A 17,458-nucleotide genomic window follows, 5' to 3' on the forward strand; every position below is an offset into this window, starting at 1 on the left:
ATTCTGAACAGTGCCACTAAAAATATTAAAATACTCTTTGCACGTTTTTCTTTACTATTAGTATATACTAAAAATATTATCATTGTAAATAATAACAGATAACCAATATAATCCTTTAACAAGCCATAAATTATTGGTAAAAACATTATTAATAGGGGCATTAACATTACAAGCACTATAATAGATAAAAAGCCACCAAAACTAACAAGACGTATAGCTCTTCGTCCATGGCCCTTGAATAATAATCTGTGGCCCGGCTGAATACTTAGAACAGTATCCTCATCAGGTATACTGAGTAATAATGCTGGTATAAACTCAAGCATTGCATGGCATAATGATATGCTAACAAAAAATGAACATAATACTAGTGGTGTGGTATAGTTCAAAATCTTATCAGATATTGAGAAAATTATTAGTCCGACAGTGTTAACATGTAATCCTGGTGTTAAACCAGTAATTGTTCCTAATATAATTCCTATAATAATTGCTAATATAATTTCAATCATAACATTATTAATACTAATTATAATAAAAGTAATACTTAAATCTTTTCTAAACAACAAACAAAAACAAAAAACCTAAACATAAATAACAGTAATTAAGAATAAAACAAGTATATTGTACAAAAAAATAGAAAAATAATAAAAGTAATGAATAACTCCACTACTTTTAATTAAATAAGTCAGATTCTTCAAGTTTTTCTTCGAAAAACTTAGTACGTTTATCCCATCTCTGCTTAAGAAGAATGGATAATAAAATAACCACAATTCCCAATATTAACAGGAATGCAAACGACGGCAAATAATTAGCCCAAATTAATCCCAACTCGGACTCTCTCACAATCGTTATAGCATGAGTCATAGGTAAATAAGAATAAATCCATCCGAAAAGTTCACTCATAATCTCAATTGGATAAATACCACCCGTACCCGATATTTGAAATACTAATAACAATATTGAAATACCTTTACCAACATCACCAAACACGGATGTTAATGAATAAACAATAGTCATAAATACAACAGATACAAAATAACATGAGAACACAAATACTAACAGATTTGAAATATCAATTCCAAAAATACCTGCTCCAATTAGTGTCACCGTTGTTTGTAATATGGCCATAATATTAAATAACATTAATTTACCAATGTACATTTCATGTGGCTTATACTCAGTACCTACACTAGTACCTGTTTTTAACATAACATTAGTAACTAGCGCACCAACCCACATAGATAATACAATATAAAATGGTGCAACCTGAGAACCATAATTATTCGTCGGGAATTCCTCATGTCTTTTAAGGACTACTGGTGAGAAGAAATAATCACTAGCATCATCCTGATTAATCTCTGACACTGCAGATAATTGTTCAGCTGCAAAACCAATCTCATTAGATGCATTTCTTAATGCAGACGCAGAAGAATAACCTAATAATTCTGCCCCACTAGCTAATTCAACAGTACCATTTGATAAAACATGCACTCCACTAGAAAGTTCAGATGCTCCACTAGCTAACTGGTCTGAACCTTGAGCTAACTGTCTTGTTCCATCAGCAAGTTGATTTGCTCCAGTAGCAACACTACTAGAACCATCAGATACTAAATGTGCACCAGTATTCAAATCATTTAACTTAGTGTTGGTATCATTCATTCCTTTATCAATTCTTTCTAAAATCTCCTTAATTGTTGCGGTGGATTCACCATTTTTAACAGCTTCATTTAACTGGGAAATCTGATTAGATAAATCATTAAATCTATTAGCAACATTATGTGTTCTAAGTGATATATTGTCTGCTTCAACTGCTAATTCTGCAGCATTATCTGATAAGTTATATGCTCCACCATATACTACTAATGCATTAGATGAAAGATTATATGTGTCCTTATCTAACTCGTTAAGCTCAGCAGCAATTCTTGAAGTATCAGAATCTAATTTATCCACATCATCTGCTAATTTAGAGACATCTACACTACCAATTAGAGCTTCTTTAATTTTCTGGTAAATCTTATATATTTCATTTGATTTATCAGCAACTTGTTGTGTTCCATCAGATACTTGGCTTGCACCGCTTGCTAGTTGATCAGCACCATTAGCTAACTTCACTGAATTAACAGATATGGTATTGGCTCCAGTAGAAACTGCTTTAGCACCACTTGCTAGTTGATCAGAACCACTAGCTACTTTGTTTGCACCAGCAGTTAATTGGTTTGCACCGTCAGCTACTTTGTCTGCTCCTGCTGAAAGTTGATTAGCACCATCTTCCATTTTATCTGCACCACTTTCTAAACCATCATGTAATTGACCTAACTTTTCCAAAGCAGCTACATCAATAAATGATACAATTTCAGCATTAAGCTTATTATACACTTCTTTAGAAGCAGCATCTGTTAACTTAGCTCCAACAGGATTAGTTTTTAGATTTACAATATATTCCAATTCCGCTGAATGAGGTTTATTAGTAGTTATTGATACGACAGATTCACTAAAATTCTTTGGAATAATCATACCCGCATAATATGTTCCATTATGGACACCACGTCGAAGTTCATCTGAAGTGACAAAGACCCACTTAAATTTCGTATTATCTTTCAATGAATCAACTACTTTTGCTCCTACTTCGACTCGTTCACCATTATATTGAGAACCTAAATCCTCATTAGCTATAGCGAATTCTACATTGTGAGTATTTTCATAAGGATCCCAACAAGCATAAATATTAACTAGACCATACAGTGAAGGTAATATAATTACTGCAAACAATACTAACATTACAATTGGATTTGTTGTAAAACCACGTATATCTTTTTTAATTATATCTGAGATTTTACGTTCAGATTCTTTTCGACGATTTTGTAAATCCACCCTATTTAATGTTCTACGAGGGGTGTCATCCTCTTGTTTTCTAAGATCTAATTTTTTCATTTTCCATTCACAACCCCCTTTTATTAAATTAATACAATTAACTTACAAAAAACAAGAAAAAAAGTTATTGTTGCTATTCTTGAAATTTTTAAAACTTTAAATATGTTGGATAATTAAATGATAAATTAAAATAACTATATTTTTAATATAATTAAGTATTTGATCGTTTTATTGGAATAAAGTGATTTTACTAAGTTTTACTAGAATAATTTGTATATAATTCATTATTTTTTTTCTTTTTCTATTAGATAATTAATAATTATTTTAATGAAGTTAATTTTATCGTATTAACTTTAAACTCCTATCTAACAATCAATTAATCTTACTGTTAAATATTTTTAGATAATTACTTAACTAAAACAAAAATTTATGCAATTTAAATATAGTAACTAACTATTCATGTTACTAAAAATATAATTTAATATGTAGAAAGTAATTATTTACTAATATAAATTATCTTTGTTAGTATAACAATATATAATTATTGTATTTTATTTTAAGAAGATAAAAAACGAGAAATAGTTTTTTATAGAGGGTAAATATTTTTAAGTTATTTAATATACCTTAATTTTAATAAAAAAGCAATACTTTATAAATTATTTTATTAAGGATATTAATTATTGTTGTCATTATTCATATATCATTTAATGGACTTTAATTGAATTTTCTTTTAATAATCGTGTAACAAATTTTCGATAATAAATTTAATAAATAGTACTTGTCTGGAATTTAAATCATGAAAAAGATAATAATTAGATACATTTTACACTTTGAATAAAGTAAATTCATTGTACTTCTTAATAACTATCAACAAGCATAAATAAATAAATATATCCTACAACAATTATTAAATATGGAAGAATTATTTACTTTTTTTTTTTAATAGGAATTTTTCACTAAAAAAAGAGTGAATAATAAAAAAATATAGGAGGAAAAGCTATGGAACAAAATAAGGTAACTGGAATATTATCCATAATCTTAGGATTAATTTTCATCATATTCCCTATTATAAGTACTGGAACAATATCCATTATGATGGGACTAAGCTTATTATTCTTTGGTTTAGCATTAATATTCACTGATTTTTCAGCAAGAAATCTCCTTATTGGAATTATAGCAATAATATTTGGTTTACTATTCATGTTTTCCATTAATGGATTATCCTTCATTATAGGATTACAATTCTATATTATTGGTATAATTATGATTGCAGCTGGTATTAGTGGTATTGTGTCCCCTGGTATGTCTAAATTGACTTCAATAATGATCATACTTTTAGGTATCATACAATTTGCACTTGCAGGATTATCAATGGCTCAACCACTCTATGCTGCAATATTAATCGGTTTAAGTTTAATTATCCAAGGAATAAGCGTATATCTAAACTCATAATAAAATATCCTTCACTTTTTTTTATTTTTAATTTAACATTAATTCTATTTTTATTAATATAACTCTTATTTTAACTGATTTAATACAAAAAAAGTACTCGGCATTTAAAAGAAGATTATTTCATAAATTATATGATTGTTGGTTTTATAAAATGTTTTAATTTAAAAATAGTATTGATATATCTAGCAAATATAATATATAATTGAAAAAAAGAATAAAAAATAAATAAATAACTGGATAAGTTATGCAATATCAGTGTACAATAACCCAATCGCTCTTTGAACAAAGAATATTATGTATGGACTTACCAGAATTGATAAAATTGACAAATATGGTGCAAAATTGAATATAATACTTAAACATATCTCAATAACACCAGTTACTATGACAATTAATACAAGTAATCCAATCACATTTACTATACCTAATTGTTTAATATCATTTATTGTCTCAGGAATATTTGCAGCTTCATCTACATTATCCGTATTTGCCAATCTTGCCTGTGCTATACTGTGTAAGATTGTAGCAATTATGAATAATATTATAGCAACAGTAAACGTAATTATTAAAGAACTTACCAAATAGTTAAGCACTGGAGATATTGTATTAACTACAGAAGCAGTAATATTCCCGGTAACGGTCATGTTATTAGCTTGTAAAATAGCTTTCTGTGAAACCAGCATTAGATTGCGAGGAATATTCATGGAACATCCTACCATAAGAACAATAAGCGTAGGTAACGTATAATATATAATGGATATGAAAAGATTATCAATACCAGTATGCAAATTCTTCTTCCACTTAAAATCAGGAGCTTTTTCATCTAAATTAATACCTGACTTAATGAGGGATATCTGATATCCAGACAATATAAATCCAAGTATTAAGGAAATTACCAGATATATTGTTCCTGTTATAAAATGTCTTGCGAAATTAACGAACACAGTCATTAATGAAACCATCGCACCTAAAGCAAATACCGTTATTAGTATAGACAATACACTATAAATTGCAAGTACTCCCAAATTTTTTGATGGAAATACCAAAGCTTCTTTAATTATTTCTACTAATTCTATTTAAACACCCCAATTTTAATTTTTAAATACTCTTTAAAAGAGATAATATTATTTATTAAAAAAATATTATTTAAACTTGTTTAAAAGGTTTAATATCAGTTACTGGTTAAAGTCAATTATTTAAAATTAATATTCGGTCTTAAATTTTATTTTTTAATAATATATAATCTTATTAAATATGAATTAAATAAATAAGTCACATGTACAATTCACTAATCTGGTGAGGGCAAAAACAATGGATAATAAAAAAAAGATAATGATAATTGTATTACTTTTAATTATTGCAGGTATTATTTTAGTAATGTTAACATATGTAAGGTATGATAAAATTGAAATAACACCTAATGGAACAACTATTGATGTTCCAGCAGAACAAACAAAATATCAAGGAGATTTTAATAAAATTAAACTTTGGAAATGGGATAAAGGATTTGTAATATCATATAATAGTTATGAAGAAAATAGTCTGATTAATATAGGTGAAATGAGTTTTAACACCCTGAACGATTTAATCAAGAAGGGTACTTCACAAAACATTGATGGCTTAACATGTTATGTGATTAATGCTGATGACCTATTTCAAATACAACTCTTTGATTTCATTAAATTAAATTATAAAGGAAAATTTTATTGTATTCCCCTATCAAATGATACAACTCATGATAATATCATAATTTTTGCTAAAGACAAAGACATTGCATTGCACATGGCAAAATCAGTAGAATACAAGAAAGTTTATATTGATAAGCCTAAGAATAACACTATATCTAATATAGAAAACATCACCAACGATTTAAAGAATAAAACCCTTTCAACCGGTGCAGAAAAAGTAGGGGATGCTAAAGCAAAGGTAGAAAATATTGCTCAAGATTGGAAATCTAAAGTACAAACTTACAGTGATAAAATCCCCAATTTCTGAAAAAGCCATTAATATATAATTCTTAAATCATTAAGGATTAAACTTAGAATAATTAGAAGAAAATATATTAAAAGATAAAATATGAGATATTCAAGAGAATAATTCGTATAAAATTAAAAATAAGATAGCAATTAAATTAATATAAGTTGTTAATTGGAGTGAAAACTAAATGCTTAAAAGAAAAATGTTAAGAGACATGACCTATTATAAAGTGCAATTCATATCCATATTTTTAATGGCATTTATAGGAGTGTTCGTATTTACAGGAATGTATGTAGAAACAAATAGCTTTGAAACAACAATTAACGATTATTACGAAGAAACAAATTTAGCAGATGGTTCTATATACTCCAATTATTTAATTGACGAATTCTTAGACTATGTTGATCACCTTGGAGCAACTACACAAATGGAAAGACAATTAATCGTGAATTCACATGCAATACTAGATGACAAACCCGAGATTATGTTACATTTTGTTGAAAACAACACAATATCCAAATTTTATTTACTCGAAGGAAAAGAATTAAATATTGACGATTCAGAGGGAGTATGGTTAGATAAAAGTTTTGCAGATGCCCGAAAACTAAAAATTGGGGATGAAATATCATTTGAAAGCAACAACATTGAAATCAGAAAAAAGATAAAAGGATTAGGATATTCACCAGAATACATTTATTATTCACCTGTTGCATCAACAGTACCAAACCATACATCCACAGGCTTTGCTTACATGTCACATAAAGCATTTCCATCAAACAATATCACATACAATGTTCTTAATGTAAAATTTGAAGGAACACCAGAAATGTATTCAAAGATTTTACCATATCGTTTAAATGACTATTATTCATTATTCTTACAAAGATCTAACCATCCAAGTGTAAAAGTAGTTGGAGAATCAATCAGTCAACAAAATTCAGTAACATCAGTATTTCCACCAATATTCATCATTCTATCAATGCTCATGCTTTCAACAACAATGAAGAGAATTATAACACATCAAAGAAATCAAATAGGTATCCTTAAAGCCAATGGATTTAAAGATAACAAAATCATCATGCATTACATCTTTCCAGGATTTTTATTAGTGACCTTTGGATCAATATTAGGTGCTATTACAGGGCCAACAGCATTTCATATGATTGCAAACCCATCAAGAATGTTTTACTTCAAATTTCCTTACTGGAATTCAATAGGAATTATGCCATCTGTCATAATAATACTCTTAATGGCCGTAATGTCAATCATAATTTCATATTATTCAATTAAAAATATTATTAGAGAACCAACTTCCTTAATTATAAAACCGGAAGCACCACATGTATCCAACACATCATTTGTAGAAAAATTTAAGATTTGGAATAATCTTTCATTTACTTTCAGATGGAATTACAGGAATATTCGTAGAAATAATTTCAGAGCTATAGTAACAATAGCCGGCGTAATTGGATGTACAGTACTATTAATTTCAGGGTATGGATTGTATGAAAATATTGGTGAATCCAGAGAATGGTATTTCAATGATGTAAATCATTTCGAATCCAAGATAATCACTAATGATAATCTTAATTTATCTCAAATCAATTCAATAGCAGAAAAAGTTAATGGTAGTCCTATAATGGAATCTTCAATTGAGATTTCAAAGAATCAACAAGAATTAGCTTCACTACTGGTTTTAAGTGATAATGATCTGATAACTATCACTGATGATAACCATGATAAGATACAATTAGATAAAGATGAAGTATCTATTTCGAAAAAAATGGCAGAACATATGGATATACATGTGGGTGACACAATAAATTGTTCTATTTTAGGTTCAAATAAAATATTCAATGTAAAAATTGATAAAATTCATTCAAGCCCATATTCTCAGGGATTAGTAATGTCTCCCGATAAATTAAAAGAATTAGGTTTAAATTATACTCCTACAAGCATTGTAACTTCAGAACATGTAACCGAATCTTTTGAAGGCACATCAGTACTTTATTTAGATAACCTGGTTACTTATTGGGATAAATTAGAAGAAACTTCAATGATGATAATTACTGCATTAGTATTCTTTGCAGTAATTTTAGCACTAGTAATTCTGTATAATCTGAATCTACTATCATATATTGAGATGAAAAATGACATGGTAACACTAAAAACTTTAGGATTTAACAGTAAGTTTTTAACAAAAATATTGGCAACACAAAATTTATTATTAACAATCCCCGGTTTTATACTGGGTATTCCTATCGGATATTCTGTAATGTCAATATTAATGCCAGCATTTGGAGAAGACATTTATATAATTCCTTCCATATCAATAACAAATGTGGTTTTCACATTTTTATTAATCATGTCAGTATTAATAGTAATGAATTTATATTTCTCACGTAAGATTAAGAAATTTGACATAACAGATTACCTAAAAGTTTAGGCAATAAAATATATTACTATTAGAACAGAGGTAAAATAATAAAAATTATTCAAATTTAAACAATTTAAAAAATTATTTTTCAATAAATATCAAAATAATTCCTAGAGGGTAATGTTAATGACGAGCATGATAGAATTTAAAAACGTTAATAAGATTTATGAATCTGGAGATTCTATTTTAAAAGCAATGGATGATGTAAGTTTTAAAATTAATGAAGGAGAATTTGTTGTTATACTCGGACCATCAGGTGCGGGAAAATCTACATTACTGAATATTTTAGGGGGCCTTGATTCAGTAACTTCTGGTGAAATTATTGTCAATGATATTCATATAGAATTACTTGATGAAGATCAGCTTACTAACTATAGGGCGAAGAATGTTGGCTTTGTTTTTCAGTTTTATAATTTAATCCCTAATCTAACTGCACTCGAAAATATTGAGTTAATGAATGAAATTGTGGATTTTGATATTGATGGTCTGGAATTATTAGACTCTGTTGGTCTTAAAGATTTTGCAAATCAATTTCCTGCACAATTATCTGGTGGTGAACAACAAAGAGTATCAATTGCAAGAGCCATTGCCAAGAAACCTGCAATGTTATTATGTGACGAACCTACCGGAGCTCTTGACTCTAAAACAGGTACTTTAATATTGAATTTACTCCAAGAAATGAATATTAACCTCAATACTACTGTAATAATAGTTACTCATAATGAAATTTTATCAGCGGCTGCAGATAAGACAATAAGAATTAAAAATGGTCAAATAGAAAGTATTCATATCAATGAAAATCCAAAAAAAGTCACTGAATTAGAATTGTAAAAAATATAATTCTTGTAAACTCCACTATTTATTTAAAAAAAGAAAAAAATGGTTTAGAGGAAAGATAAATTAAGTTTTAAACTAGATTTTGTAATGTCTGTTGTTTCGTTACGAGCTCCAAGATAAGCTTGACGAGCACCAGTTACAAGCATAACCTTCTTAATTTTAATATCTTTAGAAACTTGTTGTAACAGTAACAGTACTATACCTCTAGATACTTTGAATGTTTGTTTTTTATTGGTTGATGGGTTAACATATGTTTTTCCATTAATTTTAAGAGCAATGGTACTGTTACCAAGCACGTACCTGTTTTTGTAGTCTTTAATTGTAGCAAGTACGGATAACTTGTTACTAGAGGTTACATAGGTTTTAACAATATTTAAGGTAACAGGACTTCTTTTTACATTAAATGTTGTTTTTGCCCTAGTATCCGGATAGAAACTGTCACTTACTAGAACTGCTTCCACATTATAATTACGGATTTTACCTTCTTTGGTTATTCCACCCATACCTCTTGGAACGGTATAATTGTAGCTTGCTTTTCCATTAACTATGTTAACCAGTACATTTCTACCAAGTAAATTTTTTATTGTTTTACCGTTTATTTTGAATAATACTTTTGTGTTTTCATTAATTGCTGTCTTGTTTTTGTAGTTTGGAGTTTTATCCTGTATTTTTGCTGTGAGTGTAATTATATCGTATTGTTTCTGTTTCTTTGGAGTAGCAGTAACTGTTAGTTTCGCATTTCTTTTCTTGATTTGTGCTGTTACTACTTTACTTGTTGCTGACTTGTATTGGAATGATCCACTGTATGTTGCAGTTAAATTTTTAGCATTTCTTAAGTATGAATCTGCTTTTATTGTTGCTGTTACTTTTCCATTGTTTACTTTGAACTTCCATGGGAATGCTATTGTATCAAATCGACCATTAGTTTTAAGTGTTTTTCCGTTTACTTTAAATACTAGATTTCCACCAGTCACTGCTTTACCTTTAGTGTCAGTTACATGGGCAATAAATGTAATATTTTCGCCGATTACTCCTTTTACTGGGTCAACGGTTACTTTTGTAGCATTTCTTCCTAAGGTTATATTATCTATTTCATCAATTATGTTTGTTAGATTGTTTAGTGTTGAATTTTTTATATTGGTATAATTGCCTATTATTGAATCTTTAATGTTTGTATAATTGCCTATTGTGATATTTTTTATGTTTGAAAGGTCATCTTTGCTTATATCTAGAATATTTTTGTTACCATAATCTATTTTAGTGTTTAGTTCAAGATTTTTTAATATTTCGGAAAGGTTATTGGATAAATTAAGGTATGTGTTTCCTGAGATTGTAAGTGGTGTTTTATCTGTTGAATTGCTACGGGTTATTGTATTATTTATTGATATATTGATTGCTTCTTTGTTTTTTGCATTATCTTGTTTGTTTTTGTTAATTGTTTTTTGTGTTTTTGTATTATCTTCTTTTAATATATCATCTTGATCATTAGCTTCAACTTGTGTGTGTTGTGTTTGAGTTAATGATTCTGTATGAGTATTGTTATCTGATAATTCTGTTGCACTGATTGCGCTTAAACTAATTATTGTAATGGATAATAGTAACAGAAGAGATAACTTTTTATTCATCACGACAGATCCTCCTATTTATTTCAAGTATTTGTATGTCATGTAATTTATAAAGAAAGATTAGAATATATAATTTCTTTAATTGTTTAATACGTAATTATTTAATGTTTGTCTGATAATTATAATATTAATCAATTATTCGATGTATAATCTTATTTTTCTCATAATTGTATTTACAATGATATATATTACGTTTTAATGTTTTATATATTTTTAGATTATTTGTTCTAATAATATTTCTACAACAGAATGTATTGATATTATATTATTATAAAATTAGTTCCTTTATGTGTGGGGGTGGTTATCTGGTTTTGTAATTAAAAAGAAGTGATTGTGTGTAAATAATACTATTTACATTAATCTGGTCATGTGGGTTACTTCTACTGTTGCTACATCAGCTAAATCAGCGATAGCTTTTTCTGCAGGTTCACTTCCACCTTCACCATCGTCAACTACGATTGTAACATTTAATGCTACTAATCCGAAGCCTATTGGTTCTTCTTCTACTCTTTCATATTGTTCTTCGCCAACAGCATTTTTTATCTGTTCTTTTAATGTTGCTAAGTCTACTTCTGGACTTTCTGGCATAACTTTTAATGTTACTGCTACATCAGACATAATCAAATCTCCCTTTATTTATTATATAAATTATCTATGGTCCTTTGAAACCACATTCACAAGTGTATTCATGTCCAAAAGTTCTGCATTTAGGACATCTGTAAATTTCTGCATCACATTCTGGGCAATGGAATTTTACGTATTCATCTATTGGTGAGATTTCTTGTTTACATGATGTACAAGTCATTTTTTCTGCCATATTATTTTCCTCCTATAAATGTATAAAAATTATTATAATCATTGTCTTCGTTTAAATGAGCCATAACCCTATCAGGGTATTTCCCATTAATTATAAAACAGTTTAAATGATATTTAATTAGTAATTTCGGTAAACATTTATCTACACAAGTTTCTTTAAAAAATAATAGTTTATTCGCATTAATCTCTTTGATTAATTTTTTATTATTTGAAGAAATGTTACCATTATATATACCATTTACATTTGTTAATATTAATAGTTTGGCATTTATTTTATTCGCCACCCAACAAGCAATTGAATCACTAGTCACATCCCATGAATGTTCCAAATCATCATACTTTCTCATTAAATTATAAGTTAATAACAAAGGTATTTTACCTTCTTCATGAACACGCGGAATATCATCTATGTCTTCAATAACTCTAATATCCTCATTTTTATCCGCAATACAACTTCCTATAATATCCATACAACGAATAGCATTCCAATGATTAACTTCCTCAGAATATTCAAATTCTTCATTATACTCTCTGAGCTTATTAGCTAACATTCCCCCACCATTAACTAACACCAACTTTTCCCTGGATTTAGTTAACATTTCACATAACTTTTCAGTATAACTAGGAAATAAGCTACCACCAATCTTAACTACAGTAACCATAATAATTAACTCTTCATAATAATTTTAAGTCACCAGTTAATCTATCAATTTCTTCATCCGATCCAGGACCAATACCAAGACAAGTTCTAGTTGAAGGTTCTATCTGTGTATGACCAGCATCCGTAATCAGACTACATGGCAGAGCAGTAGATTTAATAATAGAATACAATTCCATTAATTCTCTTTCAGAAGAAACTTTTAACACTACCTTTTTCTGACCTTCAAGTTCCCATTTACGTATATCATTCTTATCTGCCTTCTTATAACATCCAAGACATGCATGACATGCTTGTGCAGCTATCTTTCCCTTACCCATCTTAAGGTCTGTTCTCACTACAATAACCTGTTTCATAATAATCATTACTCAAAAAAATTTAATTAACAATATAATTATCTGGTATTAAACGTTTACCAACCCGACTGGAATCTACACTAAACAATTCCATACCCGGAATAATTGACCTCACAACAGGAATTCCAATACTTCTCGTTAAATTCACATAGTAAGCATCATGAATATCCGATAATTTTAGCAGTTCCATTGTCTTATTTATATTATCTCTGAAAGAATTCTGCGAATAATCAGTCATATCATTTAAATCAACAGATTCTTCACAGTCTCTGAACCAATGCCTATTAATACGCTTCATACGTTCATAACCTGTTTCACGCAATAGATTAGCACGCGTAGTATCCTCACGTGTACCATGAATCTGTGTGGCACGACTCTGAGCAACCTCAGTTATAGCACGAATAGCTGCAATCTCAGGATCCAAATGTGTTCCAATACCTAATGTTAATAGTGCAGGATCTTTTAATGATAAATCTTCACTAACTGCTCCAATAGTTGGAATTTTGTTTTCACTGGTTAAATCAATTAACTTAATTGACACATTAGCTTCATCAAACTTATTAACTAATTCCACAATATAATCATTACTTGAATTATTACAGTTAATTTCACATTTTTCATCCTTAAATGCTTCAAACAAGCTCCATGAATCTCTTTCAACAACTTCCATCATACCATGAAATATTGCTTCCTCTAAACTATTTCCAGAAGCAAGTCCATTAGTATTTGATAAAAACAAATGTTTAACAGTATCATTAACATATGGATGATAAACAGCATTTGATGGTATGAGTATGGATTCACCAGTAACTACAGAAAAACCTTCACTCCACTCTAATTCTACATCATCATCATAACTGTTTCTTGGTAAAATAAGATCTTCCGGATTTAAGCAATCACTTTCATCATACTTCTTAACAACAGTATTTTCGTCCTGCATCTCAGCAGAATATCTTTCAATAGCTTCCATAATAGATGAAACTTTTGCATGTACTTTAGACGGACCTTTACCTGCATATATACTCACAGCACCTTCTACTGCTAGTGGACGTACAGATGTGTATACTGGTATTTTTATCCTGTCAAGATGAGTAATCTCAGAAGTTCTGGTTAATCCTATTTCAGTTGTTATCTTACCTATTTTTTCTAAAGTTTCTTCGGGACTTTTTGTCCTATGAGTGGATTTTTTATAAGTTACTGGTGATTCATTTAACATGTTAATAATTCTTCCTTAATAGTGTTCTTATTATATATTACTTTTATTTTTTAATCATTTTATCTTTTTTCGAAATTACTATTATCTAAAAATTTTATAATTATATATAATATAAAAAGAAAAAAATTTGGAATTGATTACAAATGAAAACTAATGAAATCTTAGACCAATTAAATGAAGAAAACATTGATTCAATGTTTGTTTACTCTCCAGAAAACATTAAATACATATCTGACTTTTATCCTTCAAGTTTCGCATACTTAATCATAGATGATGAACCAATATTATATGTTAATAGCATAGATAAGGAAAGTGCAGAAGAAAAATCACAAATAGAAACAAGGGATATAGTAAAATTCGCAGAAGTAAAAGAATTACTAAATGGTACAATAGCTGTGGAAAACTCATTAGACTTTGGATTGACCAAATATTTATCCGATGACATATCATCAGTAAAAACATCGGAAGTTTTCTATGATAAACGGAAAACAAAAACTAAGGAAGAAATTACTAAGATAAAAAATTCAATTGGTATAGCAGAAAATGCTATTGGAGAAATTGATTTTACAAGTACTGAAAAATTTGCTGCCGCTTCTTTAGAGTTTGACATGACTATAAATGGTTCTATTAAACCAGCATTTGACACTATAGTTGCTAGTGGTAAACGTTCCAGTTCTCCTCATTCTGAAACATCAATGAATCGTGTTGAAACACCTATTGTTGTTGACTGGGGAGCTAAATATGATTATTATTGTTCTGATATTACAAGAACTTTCATTGACACAGAACGTCAACAGGAAATATGGGACATAGTTTTGGAAGCACAAAAAGCTGCTATAAGTACTATCGCTCCGGGTGTAGCTGTGGCTGATGTGGATAATGCAGCTCGTGATGTTATATCAGAGTATGGTTATGGTGAGTATTTTATTCACAGTACTGGTCATGGTTTTGGTCTTGAAATTCATGAAGATCCTGTAATTTCTAATAAGGTTGATACTGTCTTGGAAGAAAACATGGTGATTACGGCTGAACCGGGTATTTATATTCCTGGCGAGTTTGGTGTCCGTATTGAAGATGATGTGCTTGTTAAGAAGAATAGTGAGGTTTTAACAAGTCTTGATAAAAAGTTGGATTTCATGTTATGATGAGTCTTTCTTCTTCACCACCATTTTTAAGATACATTTAAATAATACTATTTTTAAAAATATTCATAAATTAATAAATTATGTATAATAAAATAATAAAAAAAATAAATAATCATATAAAAAATAGATTATCAGAAGAAACTATTTACAAAATACAACGAAAACTTATAGACTCAGGAATATTCATAAAAACAGAAGAACTAATAACAATCACAATACTAACAATGCTGATAACACTCATAATAACAACAATAATATGCATAATCTTCACAATCCACATAATAACAAGCATAATCATAACACTAACAATACCCCTATCATTAACATTCTACATATACTACAAGAACGAAAAACGATTAGAAGAAATAGAACAAGAATTACCAGATTACCTAAGACAAATATCCTCACTAATAAAAGTAGGATTAGGCTTAGAATCAGCATTCAAAGAACTATCCCAAACAATAAACAACTCATTAAACGATGAAATAAAAAGAGCATTACTCGAAACAAGCTTCGGAAGACCATTCGACGAATCACTAATGGAAATAGCAAACAAAAATAATTCAGACAACCTAAAACACACATTTCAACTAATAATACACAGCTGGAACTCAGGAGGAAACCTATCAGAAATACTAGAAGCAATAGCAGACGACCTATCCGATACAATAATGCTAAAAAAACAACGAAAAGCAGGAGTAATGATGTCAGTAATGTTTCTAGTAATATCATCAGTAATAGCAACACCCTTCGCACTCGGAATGATACAATTATATACACAATTTATAAGCATATCCGGAAGAACAAACCCCCTAAGCGAAGTAATACCAATAAGCAGCACAGGCTACATAATAATACAAGCAATACTAGTAAGTATACTCCTAGGAATAGTAATGTACTCAGATGCAAAAAAAGGAATCAAATACATGATAATAATAGTACCCGCATCACTCGCAGTATACTACTTCTCACAACAAATACTAACAGGAATAATGGGAGGAATAATATGAAAATCAAAGAAGAATCAGGACAAGTATCAACAGAACTAATACTACTAATAGCAGGAATGATAATGGTAGTGCTACTAGCAACAACAGTATACAAAGATTACCTGTTTGACCTAAACAACGAGATGACAGAAAACGAAGTAAACAACCTAAAAAACAAGCTAAACAACTTAAATAATTTAATAAAAGAAGGAGGTTAAAAGAAATAAGAATGGACTAATCATTCATTCTTTAATGAACTGATCAACTAAATTACGAGTTTCATTAAAAGCAGCAACATCAATATGCTGAGGAAGACTACCAATATCCCCTTCAACATCCTTCAAAACACCTTCACCAGCACCAAGGAACATTCCCTCACTACTAATACCCATGAAAACACTAGGAGGTAACAAGGCAACTGCAACCCTATCATTATCCTTAACACTCGTATCATTAGTAATAACTGTAATAGCACGTTTACCAAGATTAACATTACAAATCATCAACGTATCAGTATCAGGATGCTTACTAACACTTACAAGCTCACCAACTTTAATGTCAACACCAATAACGGGATCATCAATCTCACCCAACATTAATCTCTCAGGCAAACCTCTTATAGTATTAAAGAAAAATTTCATTCGTGACAAAGGTAAATCAAGTTTTTCACGTTCTTCTCGATTCAATTCACTTAAAAACTTTCTAGAATAATCCTCCCCACCCAAGTTTTCTATAATCTCATCAACACTATTCAATAAATTCTTCATCTGAGGAGTATCAGCTAACTCCTGTGGTGATAAATAAGAATAATACATAGTTTGTAATTCAGGATTCATATTCTTAGCAATTAAACGAACCTGCTTCTTATTCCAAGAACCCCTTAGGTTAGAACCTTCAACAACTCGAATAAACTGTTCTACTGCTTTTTCTGCAACTTTTAATCTATAATCTTTACTAGTGTCCCACATATTATTTCCCTAAATATATATTTTTTTCATAATGAAATCTATCAATTATTTATATTTCTTTTTTAATTTATTTTTTTTGACAATTTTTTCCTTTTAAAAAAGAAAAACCATTAT

Annotated in this window: 16 protein-coding genes and 1 pseudogene; 7 read left to right on the forward strand and 10 right to left on the reverse strand. The window is 29.1% G+C overall.

The window, feature by feature from the left end:
* Nucleotides 1-17 precede the first annotated feature (17 nt).
* Together PXD04_RS23470 and PXD04_RS20855 are read right to left on the reverse strand one after the other, a co-directional pair.
* Nucleotides 18-506 (reverse strand): annotated as a pseudogene (locus PXD04_RS23470) (tripartite tricarboxylate transporter permease); the annotation flags it as partial.
* A 163-nt stretch (nt 507-669) separates the two neighbouring features.
* The gene (locus PXD04_RS20855; RefSeq protein ID WP_323736731.1) at nt 670-2,928 is read right to left on the reverse strand and encodes a YhgE/Pip domain-containing protein; all 2,259 of its coding nucleotides are present in this window, start codon (nt 2,926-2,928) and stop codon (nt 670-672) included.
* A gap of 939 nt (nt 2,929-3,867) precedes the next feature.
* On the opposite strand from PXD04_RS20855, the gene PXD04_RS20860 reads away from it, so the two are divergent.
* Nucleotides 3,868-4,320, forward strand: a complete 453-nt coding sequence (locus PXD04_RS20860; RefSeq protein ID WP_323736732.1) for a DUF308 domain-containing protein — start codon at nt 3,868-3,870, stop codon at nt 4,318-4,320.
* Between the two features lie 242 nt (nt 4,321-4,562).
* Here the strand turns inward: PXD04_RS20860 and PXD04_RS20865 are convergent, their stop codons facing one another.
* Nucleotides 4,563-5,366, reverse strand: a complete 804-nt coding sequence (locus PXD04_RS20865) for a DUF4013 domain-containing protein (RefSeq protein ID WP_323736733.1) — start codon at nt 5,364-5,366, stop codon at nt 4,563-4,565.
* A 265-nt stretch (nt 5,367-5,631) separates the two neighbouring features.
* Between PXD04_RS20865 and PXD04_RS20870 the strand changes: the two genes are divergently transcribed.
* The 3 genes from PXD04_RS20870 (at nt 5,632) to PXD04_RS20880 (ending at nt 9,565) form a co-directional block, all read left to right on the forward strand.
* Complete coding sequence (locus PXD04_RS20870) at nt 5,632-6,315, forward strand: hypothetical protein (RefSeq protein WP_323736734.1); 684 nt, start codon at nt 5,632-5,634, stop codon at nt 6,313-6,315.
* Nucleotides 6,316-6,484: 169 nt separating this feature from the next.
* A complete protein-coding gene (locus PXD04_RS20875) occupies nt 6,485-8,743 on the forward strand; it encodes an ABC transporter permease (RefSeq protein ID WP_323736735.1) in 2,259 nt (752 codons plus the stop codon).
* Between the two features lie 117 nt (nt 8,744-8,860).
* Nucleotides 8,861-9,565 carry an ABC transporter ATP-binding protein gene (locus PXD04_RS20880; protein WP_323736736.1) on the forward strand — a complete coding sequence of 235 codons (705 nt, stop codon included), beginning with the start codon at nt 8,861-8,863 and terminating at the stop codon, nt 9,563-9,565.
* Between the two features lie 53 nt (nt 9,566-9,618).
* Here the strand turns inward: PXD04_RS20880 and PXD04_RS20885 are convergent, their stop codons facing one another.
* From PXD04_RS20885 to PXD04_RS20910, 6 genes are all read right to left on the reverse strand, one after another.
* Entirely contained in the window at nt 9,619-11,196 is a 1,578-nt protein-coding gene (locus PXD04_RS20885) for an Ig-like domain-containing protein (protein WP_323736737.1), read from the reverse strand.
* A gap of 351 nt (nt 11,197-11,547) precedes the next feature.
* A complete protein-coding gene (locus PXD04_RS20890) occupies nt 11,548-11,814 on the reverse strand; it encodes an elongation factor 1-beta (protein ID WP_323736738.1) in 267 nt (88 codons plus the stop codon).
* 34 nt (nt 11,815-11,848) lie between these two features.
* Entirely contained in the window at nt 11,849-12,013 is a 165-nt protein-coding gene (locus tag PXD04_RS20895; protein ID WP_323736739.1) for a zinc finger domain-containing protein, read from the reverse strand.
* A 1-nt stretch (nt 12,014) separates the two neighbouring features.
* Nucleotides 12,015-12,674, reverse strand: a complete 660-nt coding sequence (locus tag PXD04_RS20900; protein WP_323736740.1) for a delta 1-pyrroline-5-carboxylate synthetase — start codon at nt 12,672-12,674, stop codon at nt 12,015-12,017.
* A gap of 13 nt (nt 12,675-12,687) precedes the next feature.
* On the reverse strand, nt 12,688-13,026 hold the full coding sequence (gene pth2, locus PXD04_RS20905; protein ID WP_323736741.1) for a peptidyl-tRNA hydrolase Pth2: 339 nt from the start codon (nt 13,024-13,026) through the stop codon (nt 12,688-12,690).
* 22 nt (nt 13,027-13,048) lie between these two features.
* Nucleotides 13,049-14,242 carry a YcaO-related McrA-glycine thioamidation protein gene (locus PXD04_RS20910; protein WP_323736742.1) on the reverse strand — a complete coding sequence of 398 codons (1,194 nt, stop codon included), beginning with the start codon at nt 14,240-14,242 and terminating at the stop codon, nt 13,049-13,051.
* Between the two features lie 143 nt (nt 14,243-14,385).
* Between PXD04_RS20910 and PXD04_RS20915 the strand changes: the two genes are divergently transcribed.
* The 3 genes from PXD04_RS20915 to PXD04_RS20925 all read left to right on the forward strand — a co-directional run bounded on the left by PXD04_RS20915 (nt 14,386) and on the right by PXD04_RS20925 (nt 16,594).
* Nucleotides 14,386-15,387 carry an aminopeptidase P family protein gene (locus PXD04_RS20915; RefSeq protein ID WP_323736743.1) on the forward strand — a complete coding sequence of 334 codons (1,002 nt, stop codon included), beginning with the start codon at nt 14,386-14,388 and terminating at the stop codon, nt 15,385-15,387.
* Nucleotides 15,388-15,467: 80 nt separating this feature from the next.
* Entirely contained in the window at nt 15,468-16,397 is a 930-nt protein-coding gene (locus tag PXD04_RS20920; RefSeq protein WP_323736744.1) for a type II secretion system F family protein, read from the forward strand.
* Nucleotides 16,394-16,594 carry a class III signal peptide-containing protein gene (locus tag PXD04_RS20925; RefSeq protein ID WP_323736745.1) on the forward strand — a complete coding sequence of 67 codons (201 nt, stop codon included), beginning with the start codon at nt 16,394-16,396 and terminating at the stop codon, nt 16,592-16,594. The genes PXD04_RS20920 and PXD04_RS20925 overlap by 4 nt, the downstream gene beginning before the upstream one ends.
* Nucleotides 16,595-16,618: 24 nt before the next feature.
* Here the strand turns inward: PXD04_RS20925 and PXD04_RS20930 are convergent, their stop codons facing one another.
* Entirely contained in the window at nt 16,619-17,344 is a 726-nt protein-coding gene (locus tag PXD04_RS20930; protein WP_323736746.1) for a tRNA-binding protein, read from the reverse strand.
* Between the last annotated feature and the right edge of the window lie 114 nt (nt 17,345-17,458).

This window comes from Methanosphaera sp. ISO3-F5 (assembly GCF_034480035.2).
Classification (GTDB): Archaea; Methanobacteriota; Methanobacteria; order Methanobacteriales; family Methanobacteriaceae; genus Methanosphaera.

Excerpts from the sequence above, each read along its gene's own strand:
- PXD04_RS20855 (WP_323736731.1), bottom strand. The coding sequence starts at position 2,928 with ATGAAAAAATTAGATCTTAGAAAACAAGAGGATGACACCCCTCGTAGA.
- PXD04_RS20925 (WP_323736745.1), top strand. The coding sequence starts at position 16,394 with ATGAAAATCAAAGAAGAATCAGGACAAGTATCAACAGAACTAATACTA.
- pth2 (WP_323736741.1), bottom strand. The coding sequence starts at position 13,026 with ATGAAACAGGTTATTGTAGTGAGAACAGACCTTAAGATGGGTAAGGGA.
- PXD04_RS20900 (WP_323736740.1), bottom strand. The coding sequence starts at position 12,674 with ATGGTTACTGTAGTTAAGATTGGTGGTAGCTTATTTCCTAGTTATACT.
- PXD04_RS20895 (WP_323736739.1), bottom strand. The coding sequence starts at position 12,013 with ATGGCAGAAAAAATGACTTGTACATCATGTAAACAAGAAATCTCACCA.
- PXD04_RS20910 (WP_323736742.1), bottom strand. The coding sequence starts at position 14,242 with ATGTTAAATGAATCACCAGTAACTTATAAAAAATCCACTCATAGGACA.
- PXD04_RS20885 (WP_323736737.1), bottom strand. The coding sequence starts at position 11,196 with ATGAATAAAAAGTTATCTCTTCTGTTACTATTATCCATTACAATAATT.
- PXD04_RS20890 (WP_323736738.1), bottom strand. The coding sequence starts at position 11,814 with ATGTCTGATGTAGCAGTAACATTAAAAGTTATGCCAGAAAGTCCAGAA.
- PXD04_RS20915 (WP_323736743.1), top strand. The coding sequence starts at position 14,386 with ATGAAAACTAATGAAATCTTAGACCAATTAAATGAAGAAAACATTGAT.
- PXD04_RS20860 (WP_323736732.1), top strand. The coding sequence starts at position 3,868 with ATGGAACAAAATAAGGTAACTGGAATATTATCCATAATCTTAGGATTA.
- PXD04_RS20880 (WP_323736736.1), top strand. The coding sequence starts at position 8,861 with ATGACGAGCATGATAGAATTTAAAAACGTTAATAAGATTTATGAATCT.
- PXD04_RS20870 (WP_323736734.1), top strand. The coding sequence starts at position 5,632 with ATGGATAATAAAAAAAAGATAATGATAATTGTATTACTTTTAATTATT.
- PXD04_RS20875 (WP_323736735.1), top strand. The coding sequence starts at position 6,485 with ATGCTTAAAAGAAAAATGTTAAGAGACATGACCTATTATAAAGTGCAA.
- PXD04_RS20920 (WP_323736744.1), top strand. The coding sequence starts at position 15,468 with ATGTATAATAAAATAATAAAAAAAATAAATAATCATATAAAAAATAGA.
- PXD04_RS20930 (WP_323736746.1), bottom strand. The coding sequence starts at position 17,344 with ATGTGGGACACTAGTAAAGATTATAGATTAAAAGTTGCAGAAAAAGCA.